The 21,814-nt window shown below is 74.7% G+C and carries 22 protein-coding genes; 10 read left to right on the top strand and 12 right to left on the bottom strand.

The genetic code is table 11. The annotated features are described in order from the left end of the window. Positions 1 to 33 precede the first annotated feature (33 nt). Positions 34 to 738, bottom strand: a complete 705-nt coding sequence (gene hemQ / locus WD794_07840) for a hydrogen peroxide-dependent heme synthase (GenBank protein ID MEX2290221.1) — start codon at positions 736 to 738, stop codon at positions 34 to 36. After that, complete coding sequence (gene hemG / locus WD794_07835; GenBank protein MEX2290220.1) at positions 719 to 2,101, bottom strand: protoporphyrinogen oxidase; 1,383 nt, start codon at positions 2,099 to 2,101, stop codon at positions 719 to 721. Before hemG ends, hemQ begins: the two co-directional genes overlap by 20 nt. 829 nt (positions 2,102 to 2,930) lie before the next feature. Here hemG and WD794_07830 point away from each other — a divergent pair. Both WD794_07830 and WD794_07825 read left to right on the top strand, forming a co-directional pair. Then, on the top strand, positions 2,931 to 3,821 hold the full coding sequence (locus WD794_07830) for a DUF4349 domain-containing protein (GenBank protein MEX2290219.1): 891 nt from the start codon (positions 2,931 to 2,933) through the stop codon (positions 3,819 to 3,821). Positions 3,822 to 3,887: 66 nt separating this feature from the next. Then, positions 3,888 to 5,513, top strand: coding sequence for an MFS transporter (locus tag WD794_07825; protein ID MEX2290218.1), 1,626 nt, complete (start codon positions 3,888 to 3,890; stop codon positions 5,511 to 5,513). Here WD794_07825 and hemE read toward each other — a convergent pair. Next, positions 5,478 to 6,527 carry a uroporphyrinogen decarboxylase gene (hemE, locus tag WD794_07820; protein ID MEX2290217.1) on the bottom strand — a complete coding sequence of 350 codons (1,050 nt, stop codon included), beginning with the start codon at positions 6,525 to 6,527 and terminating at the stop codon, positions 5,478 to 5,480. The two genes, WD794_07825 and hemE, sit on opposite strands and share 36 nt — an antisense overlap. Positions 6,528 to 6,601: 74 nt before the next feature. Between hemE and WD794_07815 the strand changes: the two genes are divergently transcribed. Continuing rightward, positions 6,602 to 6,772, top strand: coding sequence for a hypothetical protein (locus WD794_07815; GenBank protein MEX2290216.1), 171 nt, complete (start codon positions 6,602 to 6,604; stop codon positions 6,770 to 6,772). Positions 6,773 to 6,788: 16 nt separating this feature from the next. Here the strand turns inward: WD794_07815 and WD794_07810 are convergent, their stop codons facing one another. After that, positions 6,789 to 7,661 (bottom strand): EamA family transporter, encoded by an 873-nt coding sequence (locus WD794_07810; GenBank protein MEX2290215.1) that lies wholly within the window; start codon positions 7,659 to 7,661, stop codon positions 6,789 to 6,791. Between the two features lie 66 nt (positions 7,662 to 7,727). Here WD794_07810 and WD794_07805 point away from each other — a divergent pair, with 66 nt between their 5' ends. Further along, complete coding sequence (locus WD794_07805) at positions 7,728 to 8,309, top strand: DUF3000 domain-containing protein (protein ID MEX2290214.1); 582 nt, start codon at positions 7,728 to 7,730, stop codon at positions 8,307 to 8,309. Positions 8,310 to 8,316: 7 nt separating this feature from the next. Here the strand turns inward: WD794_07805 and WD794_07800 are convergent, their stop codons facing one another. Together WD794_07800 and WD794_07795 are read right to left on the bottom strand one after the other, a co-directional pair. After that, a complete protein-coding gene (locus tag WD794_07800; protein MEX2290213.1) occupies positions 8,317 to 9,396 on the bottom strand; it encodes an ATP-binding protein in 1,080 nt (359 codons plus the stop codon). A 10-nt stretch (positions 9,397 to 9,406) separates the two neighbouring features. Then, positions 9,407 to 10,804 carry a hypothetical protein gene (locus WD794_07795; GenBank protein MEX2290212.1) on the bottom strand — a complete coding sequence of 466 codons (1,398 nt, stop codon included), beginning with the start codon at positions 10,802 to 10,804 and terminating at the stop codon, positions 9,407 to 9,409. 232 nt (positions 10,805 to 11,036) lie between these two features. Here WD794_07795 and WD794_07790 point away from each other — a divergent pair, with 232 nt between their 5' ends. From WD794_07790 to WD794_07780, 3 genes are read left to right on the top strand one after another with little or no spacing between them, the layout of a single operon-like run. After that, positions 11,037 to 11,708 (top strand): response regulator transcription factor, encoded by a 672-nt coding sequence (locus tag WD794_07790; GenBank protein ID MEX2290211.1) that lies wholly within the window; start codon positions 11,037 to 11,039, stop codon positions 11,706 to 11,708. A gap of 23 nt (positions 11,709 to 11,731) precedes the next feature. Continuing rightward, positions 11,732 to 12,991, top strand: coding sequence for a ribonuclease D (locus WD794_07785; protein ID MEX2290210.1), 1,260 nt, complete (start codon positions 11,732 to 11,734; stop codon positions 12,989 to 12,991). Beyond that, a complete protein-coding gene (locus WD794_07780) occupies positions 12,988 to 13,524 on the top strand; it encodes a GNAT family N-acetyltransferase (GenBank protein ID MEX2290209.1) in 537 nt (178 codons plus the stop codon). Before WD794_07785 ends, WD794_07780 begins: the two co-directional genes overlap by 4 nt. Positions 13,525 to 13,618: 94 nt before the next feature. Here WD794_07780 and WD794_07775 read toward each other — a convergent pair whose 3' ends face one another. The 3 genes from WD794_07775 to WD794_07765 form a co-directional block, all read right to left on the bottom strand. After that, on the bottom strand, positions 13,619 to 13,840 hold the full coding sequence (locus WD794_07775) for a hypothetical protein (protein MEX2290208.1): 222 nt from the start codon (positions 13,838 to 13,840) through the stop codon (positions 13,619 to 13,621). A gap of 171 nt (positions 13,841 to 14,011) precedes the next feature. After that, positions 14,012 to 15,148, bottom strand: a complete 1,137-nt coding sequence (locus WD794_07770; protein ID MEX2290207.1) for an ATP-binding protein — start codon at positions 15,146 to 15,148, stop codon at positions 14,012 to 14,014. 6 nt (positions 15,149 to 15,154) lie between these two features. Beyond that, positions 15,155 to 15,820 (bottom strand): response regulator transcription factor, encoded by a 666-nt coding sequence (locus tag WD794_07765; protein MEX2290206.1) that lies wholly within the window; start codon positions 15,818 to 15,820, stop codon positions 15,155 to 15,157. Positions 15,821 to 15,910: 90 nt separating this feature from the next. Here WD794_07765 and WD794_07760 point away from each other — a divergent pair, with 90 nt between their 5' ends. Further along, positions 15,911 to 16,756, top strand: coding sequence for a hypothetical protein (locus tag WD794_07760; protein ID MEX2290205.1), 846 nt, complete (start codon positions 15,911 to 15,913; stop codon positions 16,754 to 16,756). Positions 16,757 to 16,775: 19 nt separating this feature from the next. On the opposite strand, the gene dxs is transcribed toward WD794_07760, so the two are convergent. Together dxs and WD794_07750 are read right to left on the bottom strand one after the other, a co-directional pair. Next, positions 16,776 to 18,680 (bottom strand): 1-deoxy-D-xylulose-5-phosphate synthase, encoded by a 1,905-nt coding sequence (gene dxs, locus WD794_07755; GenBank protein MEX2290204.1) that lies wholly within the window; start codon positions 18,678 to 18,680, stop codon positions 16,776 to 16,778. 126 nt (positions 18,681 to 18,806) lie between these two features. Continuing rightward, positions 18,807 to 19,178, bottom strand: a complete 372-nt coding sequence (locus WD794_07750) for a hypothetical protein (protein MEX2290203.1) — start codon at positions 19,176 to 19,178, stop codon at positions 18,807 to 18,809. A gap of 51 nt (positions 19,179 to 19,229) precedes the next feature. On the opposite strand from WD794_07750, the gene WD794_07745 reads away from it, so the two are divergent. Further along, positions 19,230 to 19,820: a hypothetical protein gene (locus tag WD794_07745; GenBank protein ID MEX2290202.1), complete on the top strand. Its 591-nt coding sequence runs from the start codon at positions 19,230 to 19,232 to the stop codon at positions 19,818 to 19,820. A 173-nt stretch (positions 19,821 to 19,993) separates the two neighbouring features. Next, positions 19,994 to 20,899: a diacylglycerol kinase family protein gene (locus tag WD794_07740; protein MEX2290201.1), complete on the top strand. Its 906-nt coding sequence runs from the start codon at positions 19,994 to 19,996 to the stop codon at positions 20,897 to 20,899. Here the strand turns inward: WD794_07740 and WD794_07735 are convergent. After that, positions 20,896 to 21,801, bottom strand: a complete 906-nt coding sequence (locus WD794_07735) for an SPFH domain-containing protein (protein ID MEX2290200.1) — start codon at positions 21,799 to 21,801, stop codon at positions 20,896 to 20,898. The genes WD794_07740 and WD794_07735 overlap by 4 nt on opposite strands. Positions 21,802 to 21,814 lie beyond the last annotated feature (13 nt).

Raw genomic sequence — 21,814 nt, 5'->3', positions numbered from 1 at the left:
AGACTTCGTGCTGTGGCGGGAGCCGGCGGAAGGCTACGGGAGCGCCGTCACGATGTCGGCGACCGGCTTGCGGATGCCGGACCAGAACGGCGTCTCCAGCTTGGTGTGCAGCCGCGCCCGCGAGGTGCGCAGGTGGCGCAGGCAGTCGGTGATCCGGTGCATCGAGTCGGCCTCGAAGGCCAGCAGCCACTCGTAGTCGCCGAGCCCGAAGGCCGCCACGGTGTTGGCGCGCACGTCTTCGTACTCCCTGCCCTGGATCCCGTGTTCGGCGAGCATGCCCTTGCGCTCGTAGTCGGGGAGCAGGTACCACTCCAGCGAGCGGTTGAACGGGTAGACGCAGACGTACTTGCGCGGGTCCTCCCGCCGGACGTACGCCGGGATGTGGTTGCGGTTGAACTCCGCCGGGCGGTGGATCCCGATGCTCGACCAGACCGGCGACAGGTGTCGGCCCAGGGCGCTCTGCCGGAAGCGGTTGTAGGTGTCCTGCAGGACGTCGACCTCCGGGCAGGTCCACCAGACCAGCACGTCGGCGTCGCCCTTGAAGCCCGCGATGTCGTAGGTCCCGCGGGTGTAGACGTCCTTCTGCAGCGCGGCGTCGAGGAACTGCTGCGCGTCCTCGGCGAGCGCCGAGCGGTCCTCCGGCAGCGGCGTCGTCGCCTTGAACACGGCGTACATCGTGTACAGCAGCTGGTCGTTCAGCTCGCGTGCCTTGGTGGACTCATCCCGGGTCTCGGTCATGCGCTCCATTGTGCGCCAGCGCCACGCCCGCTGCCTCGCGGCCGCTGCGGGCACACGCCGGCACACCGACGCCGTCGTACGCCGCGCCCGCCACGGCGAGCCCTTCGTGCTGTGCGACTGCCTCGCGGACGCGACGGACCAGGTCGGGGTGGCCGACGGCGTACTGCGGCAGCCCGCCGCCCCAGCGCGTGACCCGGCTGTCGACCAGACGCGGCAACGGGCCGACCGTCTCAGCGAGCTCGGCCAGCACGATCCGTACCAGCTCGTCGTCCGGCCGCTGCAGGTCGGCGGTCTCCCCCGCGCGACCGACGCTGGCGCGGACCACGGACCGCGGTCCGGCCAGGTGCGCCCACTTGCGGCTCGAGAAGGTGACCGCCTTGGTCGTGCGTCCCTCCACTGCGGGCACGAGGTAGCCGCTGCCGGTGGCGCCGCTCACCGGGCCGTCGAGTACGAGGGTGACGATCGCGACGGAGGCGTACTCGATCCGGGCCAGCTCGGCGGCGGCCGTCGGGACGGTGCCGGTGAGCAGCCGCGAGGCGGGTGCGGCAGGGACGGCGAGCACCACGGCGTCGGCCTCGAGCTGCTCGGGCGACGCGGCGGAGCCCAGGATCAGGCGCCAGCCGCGGGGCGTGCGGCTGAGCTCGCGGACGGTGGCGCGCAGGCGGATCTCGGCGCCGGAGGCGGCGGCGACCGCACCCGGCAGCCGGCCGAGCCCGCCGGGCAGGCTGGTGAACAACGGCCCGTCGGTCTGCGGTGTGGCGGCGCGCGCGGCGCGGGCCGCCAGCAGCAGGCTGCGGTGGCGAGCGGCTGGGGCGGCGAGCTGAGGCAGGGTGGCGCGCAGGGACAGGTCGTGCGCCCGACCGGCGTAGACGCCGCCGAGCAGCGGGTCGACCAGGCGCTCGACGATCTCACGGCCGAAGCGGCGGGCGACGAGGTCGCCGACGCTGACGTCCGCGTCGACCGGCCGGCCCGGGAGGACGAGGTCCAGCGGTACGCGGTTCAGGCCGCAGCCGGACAGCAGCCCGCTGCGGGCGAGCGCCGCGAGGTCTGTGGGCAGGCCGAGGAGCGTCCCGGTCGGCAGCGGCCGCAGGGCCCCGCGGCTCCACACGAAGGCCTGCCCGGAGGCGGGGGCGACGAGCTCGGCGGCGAGCCCGGCGTCGCGGGCCAGGGCGATCCCATCGGGGACGCGGGTGAGCATGGCGTCGGCGCCCTCGTCGACGGCGACGCCGCCGACCTTGCTGACCGCCACCTTGCCGCCGAGCCGCGCGCTGCCCTCGAGGACGGTGACGCGGGCGCCGAGGCGGGCGGCCTCGACCGCAGCGGCCAGCCCGCTGATGCCCCCGCCGACGACCACCACGTGCATCACGCCAGCCTAGGGAGACGGGCGGACGACGGCTGCCGATCCACCGGCCGCCGGGCGCGGGCCCGCGCGCCGATCCCGCGCGCCGATCTCGGTGCCGGGCAGACGCTCCTCACCACAGCTGGTGGCACCACGTTCGGCAAGGGATGGCCGACCCCATGCCTCACGCCTGAGCACGAGCACCGGCCGCACGCCCGCAGGCCGCTGCCCAGGACCACCGTGGGTGCATGCACCAGCTCGACGTCCGGGGAGGGCAGGGACCCGGCTGGCGTGGCGGACCAGAGCATCAGTACCGCGCATCCCGGCCCAGCCTCCGGCGTGATCAACGCCGGGGTTGCTCACTTCCGGTACGGCGGAAATGTGCGTGAAGACGGCGTTGATCACAGCACCGGCGACACTCGCTGGCTTCAGGACGACCCTCGCGGAGGTGCGCTTCGCCGGCAGTCGCGGCCCTGTGCGGATCACCGCCGAGGAAGCGCGAAAACCGTTCGCACACAGATCAAGATCTTCACAGCTGGTGATCTTCTGCCTGCTGGATCGACAGCAGAAACGCCGGCGTGTCGGATGCGGATCCAGTCAGCAGAAGATCGGCGACAGACGGGGCCCGCCAACGGCTCAGGGGTGCGGGGAGCGGCTGTTTGGCACTCGACGTGCCCGCAACATCGAAGAGCCCGCGTGAGCGTCCGGTCCGGCACAACGTCCGCCCGCCTGCGCAGCGGCTTCGTCTGCGAGCACGACCCCACGATCGTGACCGGGTCGAGATGCGAAGGCGGGAGCGGCCGGCCCCGCCCGCCCGTCCCAGTCGGCACGACCCGCTCCCCCGGAGGCTCCGATGCGCACTTCCCGCCCGGCCCTGGCCGCCCTGCTGACGGTGGCGGTGCTCCTCGCCGGCTGCTCCAGCGGCGGCATCGACTCCACCGCATCCGGTGCCGCTGCCCCGCAGCTCGACGACGCCGACAGCAGCGGCGGCGCAGCGGGTGGGACAACCGGAGGTGCGGGCGGAGGTGCGGGCGGAGGCGCCGCGGAGGCGCTGCAGGTCGTCGACCTGCGCGGTGTGCCGGGGCTGGCGGTGATACGCACCGCCGACCTCGAGGTCCGCGTCGACGACGTCAGGGTCGCGGCGGACGAGGCAGGTCGCCTCGCCCGTTCCGCCGGCGGCGCCGTGGAGGCCGAGGACCGTAGCGGAACGGCCAGCAGCGGCTCGGCCACCGTCCGGCTGCGCGTACCGCCGAAGGAACTCGACGCCACGGTGATCGCGCTCGCCGCACTCGGGGACGAGCGGAACCGTCGACTCACCAGCGAGGACGCCACCGACCAGATGGTCGACCTCGAGGCCCGGCTGGCGACGCAGCGGGCCAGCGTCACACGGGTGCGCGCGCTCCTCGGCGAGGCCGACGCGCTCGGCGAGGTGGTGCAGATCGAGTCCGAGCTCACCAAGCGCACCGCCGACCTCGAGGCGCTCGAGGCCCGGCTGGAGAGCCTGAGCGCCCGCGTCGACCTCTCCACGATCGTGCTGCGACTGGACTCGGAGGGTGGGCCGGTCGTGGGGCAGGCCCTCGGCTTCGGCGACGGGTTGCGCTCCGGCTGGGCTGCGCTCACCGCCACCGCCCGCGTCCTTGCCGTGACCGCCGGCGCGCTGCTGCCCTTCCTCCCGCTCCTGGTCGGCGCCGGTTTCCTCGTCTGGCGCGCGCGTTCCCGCCGCACGGCGGTCGTGCAGCCATAGGTTCTCGTCGTGGACCTCGTCGACATGGCGCTGGCTGGCCTGAACGCCGTCCAGTAGACAGAGCCGGTGAGCGACCTGCGGCGACCCCTCGTCCTGGTGGCGACCTCGCTCGCCGCCTTCACCGCCACCCTCGACAACACCGTCGTCGCGGTCGCGCTGCGCGACGTACAGGCCGACCTCGGCGCCGGCGTCGCGGAGCTGCAGGGCGTCGTCACCGCCTACACCGTCGCGCTGGCAGCTCTGCTGCTCACGGGCGGCACGCTCGCCGACGTCGCCGGGCGGCGGCGGGTCTTCCTCGCCGGCCTCGCGGTCTTCGCCGTCGCGTCGGCCGCCTGCGCCCTCGCCGACAGCGCGACCGCCCTCATCGCCGCGCGGGCCGCCCAGGGCGCCGGCGCGGCGCTCGTCCTGCCCGGCGGCCTCGCGGTCCTCGCCGCCGCCTACCCGGACCCCGCCGGCCGGGCCCGCGCGGTCGGCCTCTGGGCGGCGACGGGGGCCAGCGCGCTCGTTCTGGGACCGATCGTCGGCGGGCTGCTCGTGGCCGCCTCAGGCTGGCCCGCGGTCTTCTGGGTGAACCTGCCGCTGTGCGCACTGATCGCCGCCGTCGTGGCGTTCGCCCCACCCACCTCTGCCGCTCGTCCGTCCGCAACGACGCCGGGGGCCACGGACGAGGTTGCTGCGGACGGACCAGCGGGCCGCGCGGACGGGGGGGCGCAGGTCACCGGCCCGGCGCGGCGGGGGCTGGACGTGCCAGGGCAGCTGCTCGGGGCACTCGCGCTGGCCTGCGGCACGTACGCCGTCGTGATCGCGGGGCGGGACGGCCTGGGGACGCCGGTGCTCCTCACGGCCGCGGCAGCCGGGCTCGGCGCGGCCGCCTTCGTCCTCGTCGAGCGGCGGACGCCCGATCCGGTCCTGCCGCTGACCCTGCTGCGGTCGCGCACGTTCCTCGGCGCGACGGTCGGTGCCTTCGCGGCCAGCCTCGCGGTCTTCGTGCTGCTGGTCTTCCTGTCGCTGTTCCTGCAGCTGGTGCAGCAGCGGGAGGCGCTGCCGGCCGCGCTGCGCCTGCTTCCCCTGACCGTCGCGCTGGTCGTCACCGCGCCGGTCGCCGGTCGCTGGGCGGCGGCGCGGGGGCCGCGGCCACCGGTGGTCGTCGGGCTGCTGCTCACCGCCGCCGGCCTGGCCGCCACCGGGGTCCGCCTCCAGGCGGAGCTGCCCGACCTCGAGCTGGCGCTGCTGCTCGGCCTGTCCGGCGTGGGCATCGGGCTGACGACCGCGCCGGTGGTGACCGCCTCGCTCGACGCCGTCGCCCGGGCCCGGTCGGGCCTGGCGGCGGCCACCGTCAACGTCGCCCGGGAACTCGGCGGCGTGGTGGCGGTCGCCGGCCTCGGCGCGCTGGTCGTGGCCCGGCTCGGCAGCGACCTGCTCGCCCGGCTGCTCGGCCTCGGGGTCCCGGATTCGCGGGCGGGGACGCTGGTCGAGGCGCTGCTGCGCGGGGCCTCGCAGCGGGAGGTGCTGAGGCTGGCGGAGGACCGGGTGCCGCTGGAGTCGCTGCTTCAGCTGCGCGCAGCGGCCGAGGCCTCCTACGTCGCCTCGGTGCGGGTGGCCCTGCTCGGGGCCGCGGTCGTGGTCGCGGTCAGCGCCCTGGTGGCCGGCGCCTGGCTACAGGCCCGCGTGGACCAGCTCGACGACGCGTAGCAACGCGTCGGGGTCGGTCTCGGGCAGCACTCCGTGGCCGAGGTTGAAGACGTGTCCCTCGGCCGCCCGGCCCTGCTCGAGCGTCTCGCGGACCTTGCGCGCGACCACCTCCTCGGGCGCGAACACCAGCGTCGGGTCGAGGTTCCCCTGCACCGCCTTGCCAGGGCCGACCCGCTGCACCGCGTCGGCCAGCGGCACCCGCCAGTCGACGCCGACGACGTCCGCGCCGGCCTGTCCCATGTCGTGCAACAGCTCCCCGGTCCCGACGCCGAAGTGGATGCGCGGTACGTCGGCCACCGCCGCGAGCACCCGCGCGGTGTGCGGTTGGACGTACGCCCGGTAGTCGGCCGCCGGCAGCGCACCCACCCAGGAGTCGAACAGCTGGACCGCGCTGACGCCGGCGTCGATCTGCACCCGCAGGAAGCCGAGCGTGATGGTGGCCAGCCGGTCCAGCAGCGCCGACCACAGTGCCGGCTGGCCGTACATCAGCGCCTTGGTGGCGGCGTGGTTCTTGCTCGGACCGCCCTCGACGAGGTAGCTGGCGAGGGTGAACGGCGCGCCGGCGAAGCCGATGAGCGGTGTCGGGCCGAGCTCGCCGGTCAGGGTCCGCACCGCCTCCGTGACGTACGGGACGTGCTCGGGTGTCAGGGCCGGCAGCCGGTCCAGGTCTCGCTCGATGCGAAACGGCTCGGCGACCACCGGACCGACGCCGGGGACGATGTCCAGGTCGACGCCGACAGCCTTGAGCGGCACCACGATGTCGGAGAAGAAGATCGCCGCGTCCACGCCGTAGCGACGGACCGGCTGCAGCGTGATCTCAGTGACCAGGTCCGGCGTGGTGCAGGCCTGGAGCATCTCGGTGCCCTCGCGCAGCGCGCGGTACTCCGGCAGGGCGCGACCGGCCTGGCGCATGAACCAGACCGGCGTGTGCGGCACCGGCTGGCGCCGGCAGGCCCGGACGAAGGCGGACTCTCGGGTGGCGGTACGGGCGGCGTCGCCCGGGCTGTCGGTCATCGCCGGCGATCGTCCCACGCCCGCTGCGGCGCGCCTCCGGGGAACTGTCGGACCGTCGTGGCACCGTCGCCGGCATGGACATCCGCTGGTGCACCGAGTGCAAGGACGACCGGGCCTTCGAGACGCCGCCGTGCGAGGACGGGCACGGGGCCGACTGCCTCGACCTGGCCTGCGTCGACTGCGGCGCCGCCATCGTGACCGGGATCCACGACGACGTCGTGCTGGTGGAGGCCACCGCCGCCTGAGGCGGGCAGGCGCGCCTCAGCCGGCGGCGAGCAGGACCACACCGGTGAGCGCGAGAACGACGCCTGGCAGCTGCACCCCGACCAGGCGCTCGCTGTGGACCTGCCGCGCCAGCAGCACCGTGACCACCGGGTAGAGCGAAGCCAGCACCGCGGTGACGCTGATCAGGTCGCTCTGCACGGCGAGGGCGAAGGCGGCATTCGCCCCCACGTCGAAGGCGCCGATGGCCACCAGGACCGGCAGGTCGGCCCGTCGGACCCCGATGTCGACACGTCGCCAGGGCAGGGCCGACCGCAGCACCACGGCCGGCAGCAGGCCGGCCAGCAGCAGCACGCTCACCAGCCGCATCGTCAGCAACGTCATCACGACCGAGCCGATCGAGCCCGACGCGGTGCCCTGCGCGATGAGCACGAAGACGGTGCCGAAGCCCAGCGCCGCCACCCCGCCCAGCACGAGCGGCAGCACGCCGCCGCGGTCCTGGCCGCTCAGCTCCGGGCCGCTGGCGAGAACGACGCCGGTCACGGCGACCGCGATGCCGACCAGCTGGAGCCATGACGGCGACTCCCCCTGCACGAGTCCCGCAGCCACCGGCACCACGACCCCGAGAGCGGCGACGGGCGCGACGACGCCCATCGTCCCGACCGCCAGCGCCCGGTAGAACGCCGCGAGCGCGACGACCCCCGCCGACCCGGCGGCGAGGCCGGGAAGGAGGTAGTCCCGCGGCTCGTCCAGCGCCCCGAGGAGCACTGCGACCGGCAGCAGGCCGAGCAGCGCGACGAGCTGCGAGATCCCCACCACCGACGCCACCGGCAACCGCCGGGTCGCGGTGCCGCCGAGGAAGTCGGCGGTGCCCCAGAGCAGGCTGGCGAGCAGGGCGAGGAGGGCGGGCACGCGAGCACGTTACGGAGGGCGGCGCGCCGAACGCCCACCTGCTCCCCCGCGATCTACCCTCCGCTCGTGACCGAGCCACTGCCCGAGCCGCTGCCCGAGCAGTTCCGCGCTGCCGTCGAGGGGCTGCGCGCGGCACTGGCCGCACATGGGCGCCCCGGGCTCGAGCTCGAGGAGGTCCCGGCGCCCAAGCGGCTCGCGCCGTACGCCGTGGCGGTCAGCGCCGAGGTCGGTCACGGGGACGACCAGGTGGCCAGCGGCCGGTTCGTGGTCCTGCACGATCCGGGCGGCCAGGAGGGCTGGCGGGGCGACACGCGGGTGGTGGCCTTCGTCTCGGCCGACGTCGAGGCCGAGATGGCGGCCGACCCGGCGCTCGCCCAGGTCGGCTGGTCCTGGCTGACCGACTCACTGCACGACCGCGCGGCCGCGCACACCGCCGCCGGCGGCACCGTCACCCGGACGGTCTCCTGCCGCTTCGGTCAGCTCGAGGACGCCGACGAGGTGAGCGAGGTCGAGGTACGAGCGAGCTGGACGCCGCTGCCGGGCCCCGAGGGGACCGTCGACCTCGGGACCCACCTGCTGGCCTGGTGCGACCTGCTGTGCGCGACAGCCGGCCTGCCGCCGCCCGGCGTGCTGTCGCTGCGACGGTGACGGACCGCTAGGGCACGTCCGGCACGTCCGGCACGACCTGCGTGACCCGCGGCAGGCGCAGCTGCAGCGACGTCCCGCCCGCCGGCCCACTCTCCACCTCGAGCGAGCCGCCCGACAGCCGGGCCCGCTCGCGCAGCAGCCCGAGCCCCACGTGCCGGCCGCGGTCCGGACGCACCGCCGACGGATCGAAGCCGGGCCCCTCGTCGCGCACCGTCGCGACGACCGACTCCTCGTCGACCGACAGGCGGAGGAAGGCGTCGTCGACGTCGGCATGCTTGACGACGTTGAGCAGCGCCTCCTGGAAGAAGCGGTAGAGCGTGACAGCCGAGGCGAGGGGCAGCGGGTACGGCGCTGCGGGCCAGTCGACCTGCACGATCAGCCCGTAGCGGGCCTGCAGGTCCGCGCGCACGTCCCCCACCGCAGAGGCCAGGTCACCGTCGCGCAGTGCCGGCGGACGCGTGCGGGCCATCACCGCCCGCACCTGTTCCTCGGCGTCCTCGACGCAGTCGGTCAGCCTGGCCAGCTCCTCCGGCGACGACAGCCCACCGGCCAGCAGGCCCCGAGCGATCATGAGTGACTGGGCGACCGTGTCGTGCAGCTCGGCGGCCAGCTGTCCGCGGGCCCCCTCCTCGGCATCGACCAGTCCTGACAACAGCTCGGACACTCCGGCACCGGCCGTCTGTGCCTCGCGCCGGTGCCGCTCGCCCAGGTGGTCGGCGACGCGGACGCGCAGCTGCAGGGCGTCCAACAGCTTGGCGCACTCGGCCAGCTCGAGCGTGCTCGCGACGACCCGACCGGCCGAGGGAGTTCCCGGTACGGACGGTGCACGCTGCCGGGTGGTCGCGTCGGCGCCGAGCTCGCGCAGCGCGGCGGCCACGCGCAGCGCACCCGCCACCGACACCAGCACCAGGACCAGCCCGGCGACGCTGCCGGCGGCCACGGCCCCGGCCACGGGTCCGTCCAGCCGACCACCCCTCCACAGCACGGCGGCGGTCGTGCCGCCGGTGGCCAGGACGGCGGCACCGCTCAGCAGCCCCGCCCAGGCGGCGAGCGGAAGGGGACGACGGCGGCCCCGCGACCCCTTCATGGCCGGCCCCTCACGACAGGACCCCCGTCGTCGTCCAGTCCGCCGCCGGGCGCACCGGCGCCGGGTCCTGCGGGCCGCACAGCAGGTCGGACCCGTCGGCCAGCGCGATCGCGCCGAGCAGGGAGGCGACGGCCCGCTCCACCAGGTGCAGCTCCTCGACGATGTCGTCGACGCCCCCGGCGGACCCGGCGAGCCGGGCCAGTCGCACGGCTGACTCGTGCAGCACCAGCAAGGCCGGGGCAGTGGCCGGGCCGACGTCGCTGGACGCCCCGGCCGTCTCGCCGGCGTGGCCACGCGCCGTCGCGGCCCGGCTGCGTGCGGCCAGCTCGGCCACCGACAGCCATGCCTCGGCCTGGCCGACGAGCACCTGCGCCAGACGCAGCTCGGGACGGTCGAAGCCGACCGCATCCGGGCCGCGCCGGGCCCGCAGCAGGGCCAGCGGCGCGTCGGGATCGCCCAGCACCGCGCACAGGAAGGGCCGGGCGCCGTCACGGCCGCCGTGCACCCCCCGCTCACCCAGCGCCCGCAGCACCCACGGCTCGTCGAAGACGTCGGAGCCGACCCGCCGGCGGTGCGACGTGCCGGTCTCGTCGCCGACGTAGCACACGGGCCCGTCGGAGGCGAGCAGCACCAGCTCGACATCGGCCCCGCCGAGCAGCCGGGCGGCGGCCGTGACGACCACCTGCGCGGACCCGTCACTGGACCGCCCCGTCTCCCGCTCCTGCCCGCGGGCCAGCTCGGCGTACAGCCGGGCCTCGGCCGAGCGCCGGGTCTGCTGGTCGTACGACGACCAGAGCAGGGCGAGCGGCACGACCAGACCGAGCAGCCCCAGGGGGGCCGTCACGGCGAGGTAGCCGGCCAGCAGTCCGATCGAGCTGTTCCCGGCCGTGTGCAGCGCCGACAGTGGCGCGCCCGACGTCACCAGCGAGCGCAGCGGGCGCCGGGACGTCGACCAGACCGCGACGGCGACGAGCAGGTGGTTGACCAGCCAGAAGACCGCCATGCCGAGGCAGGCGCCGGCGACCCCGGCGCCCACCAGCCCGGCGGACGTCGAGGCGAGGGCGGTGGCCATCGCGAACCGCGCGACGTCGAACTCCCGCTTGCGGCGCGGCTGGTGCCGGACGGACTGGGCGACCGCGACCCCCAGGGCGACCGCCAGCACTGTCCAGGCGCCCGTGGCGAGCACCAGAGCCGCGCCCAGCGCGCTCTCGGTGAGCGAGAAGCTCCAGCGCCGGCGCCCGAACCGCGGGGGGACCGCCGCGATCTCCGACGCCGCGACCGCAACGGCCAGCAGGGGGACCGCCCACCAGGGGGCAGCGCCCCACCCGGCGCCGGCCGACAGCGCAGCCGCGACCAGCAGACTCAGCACCGCGACGAGCCGTACCGGGTGGGCGGGTGGGCGGTGCACAACGGGCTCCAGGGGTCGACGGCGCTGTCCACCTTCGGCAGCGGCAGCGCCGGAGTGCACCCCGAGCCGGGCCTTTCCCCCGTTCGGCCCACGGCGGCCGGTGCAGTCGGTTGGGCCGATCGGCTCATTGGGCTTCAGGTCCGCGGGCCGGGCGCCGAAGCAGTGGGCAGGACGGGCGACCCTGCCCGGTCAGGAAGCGGAGGACGCGGTGACAACCGGTCTCGACAGTGCCATGCAGGCCATCCCTGCACAGCCGGCTGCCAACGAGGCGCCCAGCTTCTCGGCGATGGTGGTGGACGACCACCCGCTGGTGCGGGAGTCGCTGGTGAACCGGCTGCGGTCGATGGGTGCGCGTGAGGTCGTGGAAGCCGCGACGATCGGTGAGGCCCGCGCCCGCGCCCACGCCTCGGGGCCGCGCGAGCTGTGCATCCTCGACCTGGGACTGCCGGACGGCTCCGGGCTGGACCTGCTCGCCGACCTGCGCTCGGCCGGCTGGCAGCGCCTGGTGGTGCTCTCGGCTGCTGACGATCCCTACTCCGTGCGCGCCGCGTTCGTCGCCGGCGCCCAGGGCTACCTGCTCAAGTCCGCCTCGCCGCTGGTCGTGGCCGACGGTGTACGCCGGGTACTCGACGGCGGCGTGTACGCCGATCCGTCGGTCGCCTCGCTGCTGGCCGCCGGGCTGCGTGGCAGCCCCACCGACTCGGGAGTCAGCGACCTGTCCGGCCGGGAGATCGAGGTCCTGCGCCTGGTCGCGGACGGGCAGTCGAACAAGCAGATCGGCGAGCACCTCGGGCTCTCGGCCCTGACCGTGAAGAGCCACCTGGCCCGGATCGCCCGCAAGTTGGGCACCGGTGACCGCGCAGAAATGGTGGCGCTGGCCATGCGCGCCGGAGTCATCCGGTAGCTCCGGTCCCGTACCCTTCGGGTATGACGACGACCCTGCCGGGTCACGAGGAGGGAGTGTCCGGCGACGAGCCGCAGGTCGAGCTGCTGCTCGCACCCCGGGACGGTGTCCCCCCGGTCGTCGAGGGTGAGAGCGCACTGACCGCCGTGGTCGCCCGCTTCGCCGCCGGGAGCGGTCCCGTCGCCGTGGACGCCGAGCGCGCCTCCGGCTACCGCTATTCCCAGCGCGCCTACCTCGTGCAGCTGCGCCGGCGCGGCGCCGGTACGGCACTGATCGACCCGATCGCCTGCCCCGACCTGTCGCCTCTGTCGGCCGCCCTGCAGCAGGACGAGTGGATCCTGCACGCGGCGAACCAGGACCTGCCCTGCCTGGCCGAGGTCGGCATGGTGCCGCCACGGATCTTCGACACCGAGCTGGCCGGCCGACTCGCCGGCTTCGAGCGGGTGGGCCTCGGCGCGATGGTCGAGAACGTCCTCGGGCTGCGGCTGGAGAAGGGGCACTCGGCCGCCGACTGGTCCACTCGTCCGCTGCCGGAGTCCTGGCTGGTCTACGCCGCGCTCGACGTCGAGGTCCTGGTCGAGCTCCGGGAGGCGCTCGAGGCCGAGCTCCGCGCACAGGACAAGCTCCAGCTGGCCCGCGAGGAGTTCGAGGCGGTCCGGCTGGCCCCGCCGGCCGCGCCCCGCGCGGAGCCCTGGCGCCGCACCTCCGGCATCCACCGCATGCGCAATCGCCGGCAGCTGGCTGCCGTGCGGGCGCTGTGGGAGGCCCGCGATGCGATGGCCCGCCGGCGCGACACCGCGCCGGGGCGGATCCTCCCGGACGCCGCGATCGTCGCCGCCGTCACCGCCGCCCCCGGCAGCCCCGCGGAGCTGCTCCGGCTGCCCGTCTTCGGAGGCCGTTCCACCCGGCGGCACGTCGACACCTGGTTCGGCGCACTGCAGACCGCTGCCGCCCTGCCGGAGTCCGAGCTGCCCGTACCCGTACCCGGCGGGGACGGACCCCCGGCAGCCAACCGCTGGGGGGAGCGGGACCCGGTCGCCGCCAAGCGGCTGGCCCGGGTGCGCGCCGTGGTCGGCGGGCTGGCCGAGGAGCTGCGGATGCCGCCGGAGAACCTCGTCCAACCCGAAGCCGTACGTCGCCTGGTCTGGACGCCGCCCTACCCGGCGACGCCGGAGGCGGTGGCCGACGCGCTGTGCTCCGCCGGAGCCCGTGACTGGCAGGTCCGCCGGGTCGCCGGGCCGCTGGCCGAGGTGCTGCCCGACCCGGAACCCGACGAGGGATGAGCCCACCGGCCCTGCCCCGCCTGTCCGGCCCGCGGGTGGCGCTGGTGCCGACGTCGCGGGAGCTCGCCCGCGCCGCACTCGACGGTGTCCACGAGGCCGTCCTGGCGCGCGCCGGACTGCGGGCGGGGCCCGGCTGGCCGCACACCGGTACCGGCGACGCCCTGCGCCCCCTCGCCGAACACGGCGCGGAGGGCGATGACGGCGGCTGGCTGATCACCGTGGAGGGTGTCGTCGTCGGCGACTGCGGCTGGCGGGGCGGGCCTGACGCGGCAGGCGACGTGCTGCTCGGCTACGCACTCGCGGCGCCCGCGCGGCGACAGGGCCTGGGCACCGAGGCCGTCGCCGTGCTGTGCGCCTGGGCGGAGCGGCAACCCGGCGTACGTCGCCTGGTGGCCGAGGTGCACGTCGGCAACGAGCCGTCCCGGCGGCTGCTGCGCCGGCTCGGCTTCGGCGAGCAGCACGACGACCCGCCGTGGGTGCGGTGCGTGCGCGGTGACGCACCCGCCCGCATCCGCGGGCGGCACGTCTGCTGAAGCCGGCAGGACCCACCCCTGAGGGAACGCGGGTCCGCCGGCACGTCGGCAGTGGGTGACTGTGGCCCCCCTCGGACCGCAGCCACCCACTGGTCTAGGGGCGCACTCTGCGCGTGACCAGCCAGGACTCGAGCGCGGCCAGGCCGTGCCGGCACTCCTGGTCCACCTGGCCGCCGACCGGCACCAGCCGGCCGAGCCCGGGCGGGGGACAGTCCTCGTCAGGCAGCGTCGGGCGCGCCGGGGCAAGGTCATGCGCCAGCCGGACGGCCAGGACGACCAGCCCGGCCAGGCCCAGCACGACCAGCAGAAGCACCAAGTCCGTGTGTGCTGTCGTCTCCACTGCCATGCCTGACCGCCCTCCTCGTCGCCTGCGCTGTGTTGATGATGCGCACCTGTGGCGGCTCCGCGCAGACGTTTTCCGTAAAAGACTCCGGCGGGACAGGTCGGCAGAGCCGAACGGCCCAGGCCGGCTGCTCCGGACAGCACCCTACGGGCCCCGGGGAAGGTCGACCGTCACGGTCAGACCGCCGTCGCGGCGGGCCGCGGCGTGGGCCGTTCCGCCGTGCAGCTCCGCCACGGCACGGACGATCGCGAGGCCGAGCCCGGCGCCGCGGCGGGCCGTGCGGGCGGTGCCGTACCGACGGAACGGCTCGAACAGCCCGGTCACCTCTTCCGCGGCGACCGGCCCACCGGAGTTCGCGACCTGGATACGGGCGCAGTCCTCCACCGTCCCGGTGTCCACCCGGACCCAGCCGCCCACGACGTTGTGCCGCACGGCGTTCTCGACCAGGTTCCCCGCCAGCCGCTCCAGCAGGCCCCGGTCCCCGAGGACGCCCCCGGGCCCCAGCGACGTGGCGACCTGCAGCCCGCGCTCCTCGACCTCCGCGGCCACCGCGGCCAACGCCTGCGCCGCCACCTCGGGCAGCTCGACCCGCTCGAGGACGTCCGGGCCGGTGCCCCGCTCGGACCGGGCGAGCAGCAGCAGGCTGTCGACCAGCCGGTCGGCGCGCATGGTCGCGTCCCGCACGACCTGTGCGGCTTCCCGGAGGTCCTGCGGACTCGCGGCCGGGTCCGCCAGCGCGACGTCGACCTCGGTACGCATCACCGCCAGCGGGGTCCGCAGCTCATGGCTGGCGTCGGCGACGAACCGCCGCTGCGCCTCGAAGGCTGCCTCGAGCCGGCCGAGCATCGCGTCGAAGGTGTCGGCCAGCTGCTTGAGCTCGTCCTCGGGGCCCTGCAGGTCGATCCGTGCGTCCAGCCGCTCGACCGACAGGCGCTGCGCGGCCGCGGTGATGTCATGCAGCGGCTGCAGGACCCGGCCGGCCAGGTAGTACGAGACCGCGACGCCGAGCGTGCCGAGCAGGAGCAGCGCGAGCAGCCCCTGGTGCAGCAGCGAACGCAGCGCCTCCTGCCGCAGGTCGTCCTGGACGACGCCGAGCGTGGTGACCAGGTCAGGGCCCTCGCGCGGGATGCGGATCGGCAGGGTCGGCGACAGCGAGCCGGCCTGCAGCGCGCGGTCGACGAGCACCGTCGACAGCAGGAGCAGCAGCAGCCCGACGGTGAGCGCGACCGTGCTGTAGACGAGCGTCAGGCGCCAGCGCAGGGTGGTGCGCGGCTCAGTCATCGGCTCTCACAGCTCCGCGATCCGGTAGCCGGCGCCGACCACCGTGTGGACGACCCGCGGCTCCCCCAGCTTCTTGCGCAGCGTCATGACCGTCACCCGGACCGTCGTCGTGAACGGGTCGGCGAACTCGTCCCACACCCGCTCGAGCAGCTCCTCGCTCGACACCACTGCACCCTCGGCCGCCAGCAGCACCTCCAGCACACCCAGCTCCTTGCGGGTCAGCGCGAGGTCGACGCCGCCGCGGGTCGCGGTGCGCCGGGCCGGATCGACGACGATCCCACCCGGGCCGTGCAGGACGGGCGGTGCGGCCGGGGTGGCCCGCCGGCCGAGCGCCCGCACCCGGGCGACCAGCTCGGTGAACGCGAACGGCTTGGCCAGGTAGTCGTCGGCTCCGAGCTCGAGTCCGGCGACCCGGTCCACCAGCCCGCCGGCGGCCGTGAGCATGAGCACCCGGGTCAGCGAGCCGTCGGCGGTGAGCCTGCGGCACACGTCGTCACCGGAGCGGCCGGGCAGGTCCCGGTCGAGCACCAGGACGTCGTAGCGGGTCATCATCGCCTTCTCGAGGCCGCTGTCGCCGTCGTACGCCGTGTCCACCGCCATGCCTTCGCGGCGCAGGCCGCGGGCGACGGCGTCGGCCAGCGGCACCTCGTCCTCGACCACCAGCACGCGCATCCCGTGACGCTAACGGAGCGTCGGCGGGGAGCCGGCCGGTCACCCACTCGGCCCCGCCTGACCCTCCTGCTGCGCGGGTAGCGTGCCGTCGTGCGAGCACCCACGACCGTCGAGCTGCGCCGGGGTGCGCTGGCCGTCTGCGTGCTGCACGACGTGGACCTCGAACCCGCCCGGCGCGGTGTCGCGCTCCCCGGTTCGCCGCGGGTGTGGGTGTCGTGGGCGGAGTGCCGTCATGCCCTGGCCGGCCACGACCCGGAGACCGCCAGCGGGCGCACCCGGCTGGCCGACTGGCTGCTCGCCCGCCGCTGGTGCGCCGACGCCGGTCCGGAGTCCCTCAGGGGTGTCCTGCGGCCGGTCGGCCTCCCGGTCGACCACGTCCTGCACCCGGGGCTGGACTGGGTGCGCGAGCGGGTCCTCGGTGATGTCCTCGACCTCGGCTTCGGGGCCGTCGGACTCGACCCGCACGACCGCGAACGCGTGGTGCTGGTCCCCCCGCCCGCGCTGGACTCCGCGGGCATCGGCGCCGACCGGGCCTGGGAAGCGGCCCGCCGGCTCCTGGAGGACATGGGGCAGCTGGCCGCCGAACGGCTGGCGCGCGACCCGAAGGGCGTGCTGCGGCCCTACGGGGACTGCGACGCGCTCACCCTGCTCGGCGCGCGCACGCTGCGCGCCTCCCTGGCGGCCGCGGCCGGCGGCCTGGGTGCGGCGGTGGTCCCGATGCGCCGGCGCGGCTGGACCCGGCTGGCCCTCATCGACCCGGCCTTCGGGCCCGCGGCCGCGGCTGCCACCCCGGCAGCCGAGCGCGGCTTCGCCCGGCCGCTGCTGCTGACCGCCGACGAGTTGACGCTGGCGGCAGACGGCGGGCGACCGGAACAGATCGTGTTGCGCGACCCGGCGGCGGACCCGCCATGGGTCCGGGACGTGCTCTACCGCTGAAGCCGCCGCCGCGACAGCCCTACGACGTCTCGTCGGCAGTGCGCTCCTCGGGCACACCGGCACCGTCGAGCCGGGCCATCGTCTCGACCAGGCGGCGCGCGACGTCCTGCGCCGTCAGGCCGATACCAGCCAGCACCTCGGCCCGGCTGGCGTGGTCCAGGAAGCGCTGCGGGATGCCGACGTCCCGGGCCGGCACGTCGACGTCGGCGTCCCGCAGCGCCTGACTGACCAGTGCACCGACGCCGCCCACGCGGCCGTTGTCCTCGACCGTGAGGACCAGGCGGTACGCCGAGGCCAGCTCGACCAGCTCGACCGGCACCGGAGTCACCCACCGCGGGTCCACGACCGTCACACCGATGCCCTGGGCCGCAGCCCGCTCGGCCACCTCGAGCCCCAGCCGGGCCATCGCCCCGACCGCGACCAGCAGCACGTCGTCGCCCGGCGCCCGGCGCAGGACGTCCATCGTCCCCCGCCGCTCGACCGCGTGGATGTCCTCGCCCAGCGGACCCTTCGGGAAGCGGATCGCCGTCGGGCCGTCGTCGACGGCGACCGCCTCCCGCAGCTCCTCGCGCAGGGTCGCGCCGTCGCGCGGCGCGGCCAGCCGGATCCCGGGGACGAGCTGGAGCAGGGACAGGTCCCACATGCCGTTGTGGCTCGCGCCGTCCTCACCGGTCACGCCGGCCCGGTCCAGCACGAAGGTGACCGGGAGCCGGTGCAGCGCGACGTCCATGAGGGTCTGGTCGAAGGCCCGGTTGAGGAAGGTCGCATAGAGGCAGACGATGGGGTGCAGACCGCCCATCGCCAGACCGGCCGCCGAGGTCACGGCGTGCTGCTCGGCGATGCCGACGTCGAAGGTGCGGTCGGGATAGGCCTCGCTGAAGCGCAGCAGGCCGACCGGCTGGAGCATCGCGGCGGTGATCGCCACGACGTCCCTGCGCTCGGCGCCGATCGCCACCAGCTCCTCACCGAGGACGCTCGTCCAGCCGCGCGCGCTGGCCGTCACCGCCTTCCCGGTGAGCGGGTCGATGACCCCCACGCTGTGCAGGCAGTCCGCCTCGTCGTCGACGGCCGGCTGGTAGCCGAAGCCCTTGACGGTGGCGGCGTGCACGATGACCGGGCCACCGAAGGCCTTCGCCCGCCGCAGCGCAGCCTCCATGGCGGCGATGTCGTGCCCGTCGATCGGGCCGACGTACTTCATCCCGAGGTCCTCGAACAGCACCTGCGGCTGCAGGAAGTCCTTGATCCCCCGCTTGAGCCCGTGCAGCGCGGTGTAGAGCGGTGTCCCCACGACGGGGGTCCGCGACAGCGTCGTCTTGACCGTGTCGAGCGCCCGCTCGTAGCCCTGCGTCATCCGCAGCGACGCGAGGTGGTCGGCCAGCCCGCCGATCGTCGGCGAGTACGAGCGGCCGTTGTCGTTGACGACGATCACCACCGGCAGCGACGAGGCCGCGATGTTGTTCAGCGCCTCCCAGCACATGCCGCCGGTGAGAGCTCCGTCGCCGACGACGGCGACCACGTGCCGCTGCTCGCCGCGTAGCCGGTAGGCCTTGGCCAGCCCGTCGGCATACGACAGGGCCGTAGAGGCGTGACTGTTCTCGACCAGGTCGTGCTCGGACTCGGCGCGGCTGGGGTAGCCGGAGAGCCCGTCCTTCTTGCGCAGCGTGTCGAAGCGCTCGCGGCGGCCGGTGACCAGCTTGTGGACGTAGGACTGGTGGCCGGTGTCCCAGACGATCTTGTCGCGCGGGGAGTCGAACACCCGGTGGATCGCCAAGGTTGCCTCGACGACACCCAGGCTGGGCCCGAGATGGCCGCCGGTCCGCGAGACGGTGTCGACCATCACGTCACGGATCTCGGCGGCGAGCAGGGGCAGCTCGTCGGGCCGCAGGCGCTCGAGGTCGGCGGGCCCCGAGACGCTGTCGAGCAGGCTCACGGCGGCTCTCCAAAGGGTCAGGGGAAGCCCGAGTCTACGGGCGAAGGTCCCGCCGACACCTTCGGGCGACCTCCTGCGGCGGTTCGCCCCTGCGGCTGTACTGCCGCGGGACGAGCCGCGCTACAGCCGCGGGACGTGCCGCTCCCCCCGCAGGGCCGCGTCGACCAGCGCCACCTCGCGGGCGACCCGCACCAGCCGCCGCCCTTCCCGCTCGTACGCCGCGATGGCCGCCTCCACGACGTCGCCCGGCACCACCGCGCTCAGCTCGGCGCGTACGGTGCGCAACCCCGCACGCGCGGCCTCCACGGCCGAGCCGACGTGCCCGGCGGCGAACCGGGCGAGCACGACCGGGTGGCGGCGTAGGACCTCGTGCGCGCGGTACTCGGCCGGGCACAGGTCGAACAGCCAGCCGACGGCACTGCGCTCCCACTCCGGCGCCTGCGGCGGCAGGACCTGCTGCGGCCAGCCGGGCGGGACGAGCTGCACCATCATGCTCTCCGTCCTGCCGTCAAGGCCTGTGCCGGTCCTGTCGACAAAGCTTGCATGACCGAGCACGGGGACGCCGGCGCCGACCCGGCGCTGCGCCTGCGCGCCGCCGTCCAGGCGCTGCGCGCCCCGGAGGCGGCCAAGCGCGCCCCCGCCCCGCGCTCCTCCGTCTTCGGCCGGGCCGCCGCAGCGGTGCCCGCCGACACCCACCCGCCCGCCGACCGCAGCGTCCTGCAGGCCCGGATCCGCACCGTCGAGACCAGCGCGCTGCTGCCGGGCACCACCCTGGCGCTGCTGGTCGTGCCCAACGCGCTGGTGGCGGCCGACCTGGCCGCCAGCTGCGCTCAGCTGGTCAGGGGTGGCGCCACCGTCGTCGTCCTGGGGCCGGACCTCCCCCGCGCCGTCACGGACCGGCGCCGGCCGTTGACCGTCCCGCTGCGCAGCGACGACTCGCTGTCACAGGAGTGGGGGCTGCTCGCCTGCGGCCCGGCCCGCCGGGTGGCCTTTCTCGCCCGCCGCGAGGAGGGCGAGCACGACCTGTGGCGTTGGCTGGTGACCCGCGACTCCGTCGCCGTCAACCGGTCCGGAACGGCGATCCTGGACCGGGTGCCCTTCCTGCGCCTGCGGGTGCCGACACTCACCTCCTGAACGGCCGGCCGGTCCTCGGCCTCGCCGGAAGCTGCCGGGAGATTGCTCCCCTGCATGGTGTGCACCGCGTATATGGAACTGCTGCCGTCGGCGTCAGCAGTTCCATATACGCGGTGTACGTGATATGCGGTGCACGTGCCCTCGACCCGGCACGCTGATCCTCCGGAGGACTGATGCGCCGACTGCAGCTGGTGGTCAACCCGTGCTCCGGTGGAGGCCGGGGAGCCAGATTGCTGCCAGCGGTCGAGGCCGCGCTACGCGGCGCGGGGCACGACGTCGTCGTGACCACGACCAGGTCCCTGGAACACGCAGACGAGCTCAGCCGTGAGGCAGTCGCAAGCGAGCGGATCGCCGTGGCGATGGGCGGCGACGGGACCGTCGGACGCGTCGCCGGTGCGGTGGCGGCAACCGGTGGCGTCATGGGTGTGGTGCCCGGCGGACGGGGCAACGACTTCTGCCGCGCCGTGGGAATCTCGCAGAACTCCGTCGAGGCGTGCGCCGTCCTGTCGTCGGGGACTCCGCAGCCGGTCGACCTCGGGATGGTCACGAGCGGGACCGGCGAGCTGCCGTTCCTCGGGATCGCCAGCGTCGGCTTCGACAGCGACGTGCAGGAGCGGGTGCTCACCAGCTGGCTGCCCCTGGGCCAGCTGACGTATCTCTACGGGTCGCTGGCCAGCGTCGCGTCGTGGAGACACGCGATCTTCTCCTACACCGTCGACGGCACGCCGCTCGAGGTGCGTGGCTGGTCGCTCGCGGTGGCCAACTCCGGGATCTACGGCGGCGGGATGCGACTGGCGCCCGAGGCATCGCTGTCGGACGGAGAGCTCGACGTGGTGGCTTCCGCAGCGACCGGGCGGATCGCCTTCCTGCGCGCCCTGCCCAAGGTCTTCCGGGGCACCCACGTCGAGGAGCCGACGATCACCGTCCGGCGGGGCCGGGTCGTGGAGCTGGACGCCGACCGGCCGTTCCGCGTCTTCGCCGACGGCGACCCGTTGGGAACGCTGCCGGCGACGGTCACGGTGTGGCCCGCAGCGGTGCGGGTCCTGCTCCCCGGCTTACCCGGCCCAGGCGGGAGCTAGATCTTCCCGCGCTCGCCGATGCCGAGCTGGCCGATCACACCGGCGATGTCGGTCGGGACGAACCACACCTTGTTGGCGTCTCCCTCGGCGATCCGCGGCAGCAGCAGCTGGCGCTGGTAGGCCAGCACCGTGTCGTCCACACCCGCGGCCTTGATCGCCTCGACCACCATGGCGATGGCCTGCGCCTCACCCTGGGCCCGCAGCAGCGCCGACTCCTTGTCCGCCTCGGCGCGCAGGATCGTCGCCGTGCGGTCAGCCTCGGCGTTGAGCACGACAGCGGACTTGGAGCCCTCTGCGGACAGCACGGCCGACTGACGCTCGCCCTCTGCCGTCAGGATCGCCGCCCGCTTCCCCCGGTCGGCGCGCATGGTCTGCTCCATCGCGTCCCGGATGGTCGGGGGCGGCTCGATGCCCCGGACCTCCACCCGGTTGACCTTCACGCCCCACTTGCCGGTCGCCTCGTCCAGCACGGCCGCCAGGCGTTCGTTGATGTGGTCGCGGCCGGTGAGCGCGTCCTCGAGCTGCATCCCCCCGACCACGTTGCGCAGCGTCGTGACGACCAGCTGCTCGATCGCCGAGACGACGTTCTCGATCTTGTACTGGGCGGAGGCGGGGTCCATGATCGAGTAGTAGATGACCGAGTCGATGCCCACCACCAGGTTGTCCTTGGTGATCACGGTCTGCGGCGGGAAGCCCACGACCTGCTCGCGGATGTCGGTCTGTGTGCGCACCCGGTCCAGGACCGGCACGAGCAGGTGAATGCCCGGCTCGAGGGTCCGGCTGTACTTGCCGAGCCGCTCGATGACGAACACGGAGGCCTGCGGCACGATGCGCACCGTCTTGAACAGCACGATCGCGACGATCGCCGCAAGGATGACCAGCAGCAGTCCAGCGGATTCCACGGTGCCAGCTTTC

It is taken from the genome of Mycobacteriales bacterium (assembly GCA_040902655.1).
Taxonomy (GTDB): Bacteria; Actinomycetota; Actinomycetes; order Mycobacteriales; family SCTD01; genus SCTD01.
The sequence above is the reverse complement of the archived record's forward strand: the minus strand, read 5'-3'. Positions and strand labels throughout refer to the sequence as shown.

Coding starts and splice junctions, on each gene's coding strand:
- WD794_07740 (MEX2290201.1), top strand. CDS start 19,994: ATGCGCCGACTGCAGCTGGTGGTCAACCCGTGCTCCGGTGGAGGCCGG.
- WD794_07750 (MEX2290203.1), bottom strand. CDS start 19,178: ATGATGGTGCAGCTCGTCCCGCCCGGCTGGCCGCAGCAGGTCCTGCCG.
- hemQ (MEX2290221.1), bottom strand. CDS start 738: ATGACCGAGACCCGGGATGAGTCCACCAAGGCACGCGAGCTGAACGAC.
- WD794_07785 (MEX2290210.1), top strand. CDS start 11,732: ATGACGACGACCCTGCCGGGTCACGAGGAGGGAGTGTCCGGCGACGAG.
- hemE (MEX2290217.1), bottom strand. CDS start 6,527: ATGACCGACAGCCCGGGCGACGCCGCCCGTACCGCCACCCGAGAGTCC.
- WD794_07745 (MEX2290202.1), top strand. CDS start 19,230: ATGACCGAGCACGGGGACGCCGGCGCCGACCCGGCGCTGCGCCTGCGC.
- WD794_07780 (MEX2290209.1), top strand. CDS start 12,988: ATGAGCCCACCGGCCCTGCCCCGCCTGTCCGGCCCGCGGGTGGCGCTG.
- WD794_07770 (MEX2290207.1), bottom strand. CDS start 15,148: ATGACTGAGCCGCGCACCACCCTGCGCTGGCGCCTGACGCTCGTCTAC.
- hemG (MEX2290220.1), bottom strand. CDS start 2,101: ATGCACGTGGTGGTCGTCGGCGGGGGCATCAGCGGGCTGGCCGCTGCG.
- WD794_07765 (MEX2290206.1), bottom strand. CDS start 15,820: ATGCGCGTGCTGGTGGTCGAGGACGAGGTGCCGCTGGCCGACGCCGTC.
- WD794_07830 (MEX2290219.1), top strand. CDS start 2,931: ATGCGCACTTCCCGCCCGGCCCTGGCCGCCCTGCTGACGGTGGCGGTG.
- WD794_07815 (MEX2290216.1), top strand. CDS start 6,602: ATGGACATCCGCTGGTGCACCGAGTGCAAGGACGACCGGGCCTTCGAG.
- WD794_07790 (MEX2290211.1), top strand. CDS start 11,037: ATGCAGGCCATCCCTGCACAGCCGGCTGCCAACGAGGCGCCCAGCTTC.
- WD794_07800 (MEX2290213.1), bottom strand. CDS start 9,396: ATGAAGGGGTCGCGGGGCCGCCGTCGTCCCCTTCCGCTCGCCGCCTGG.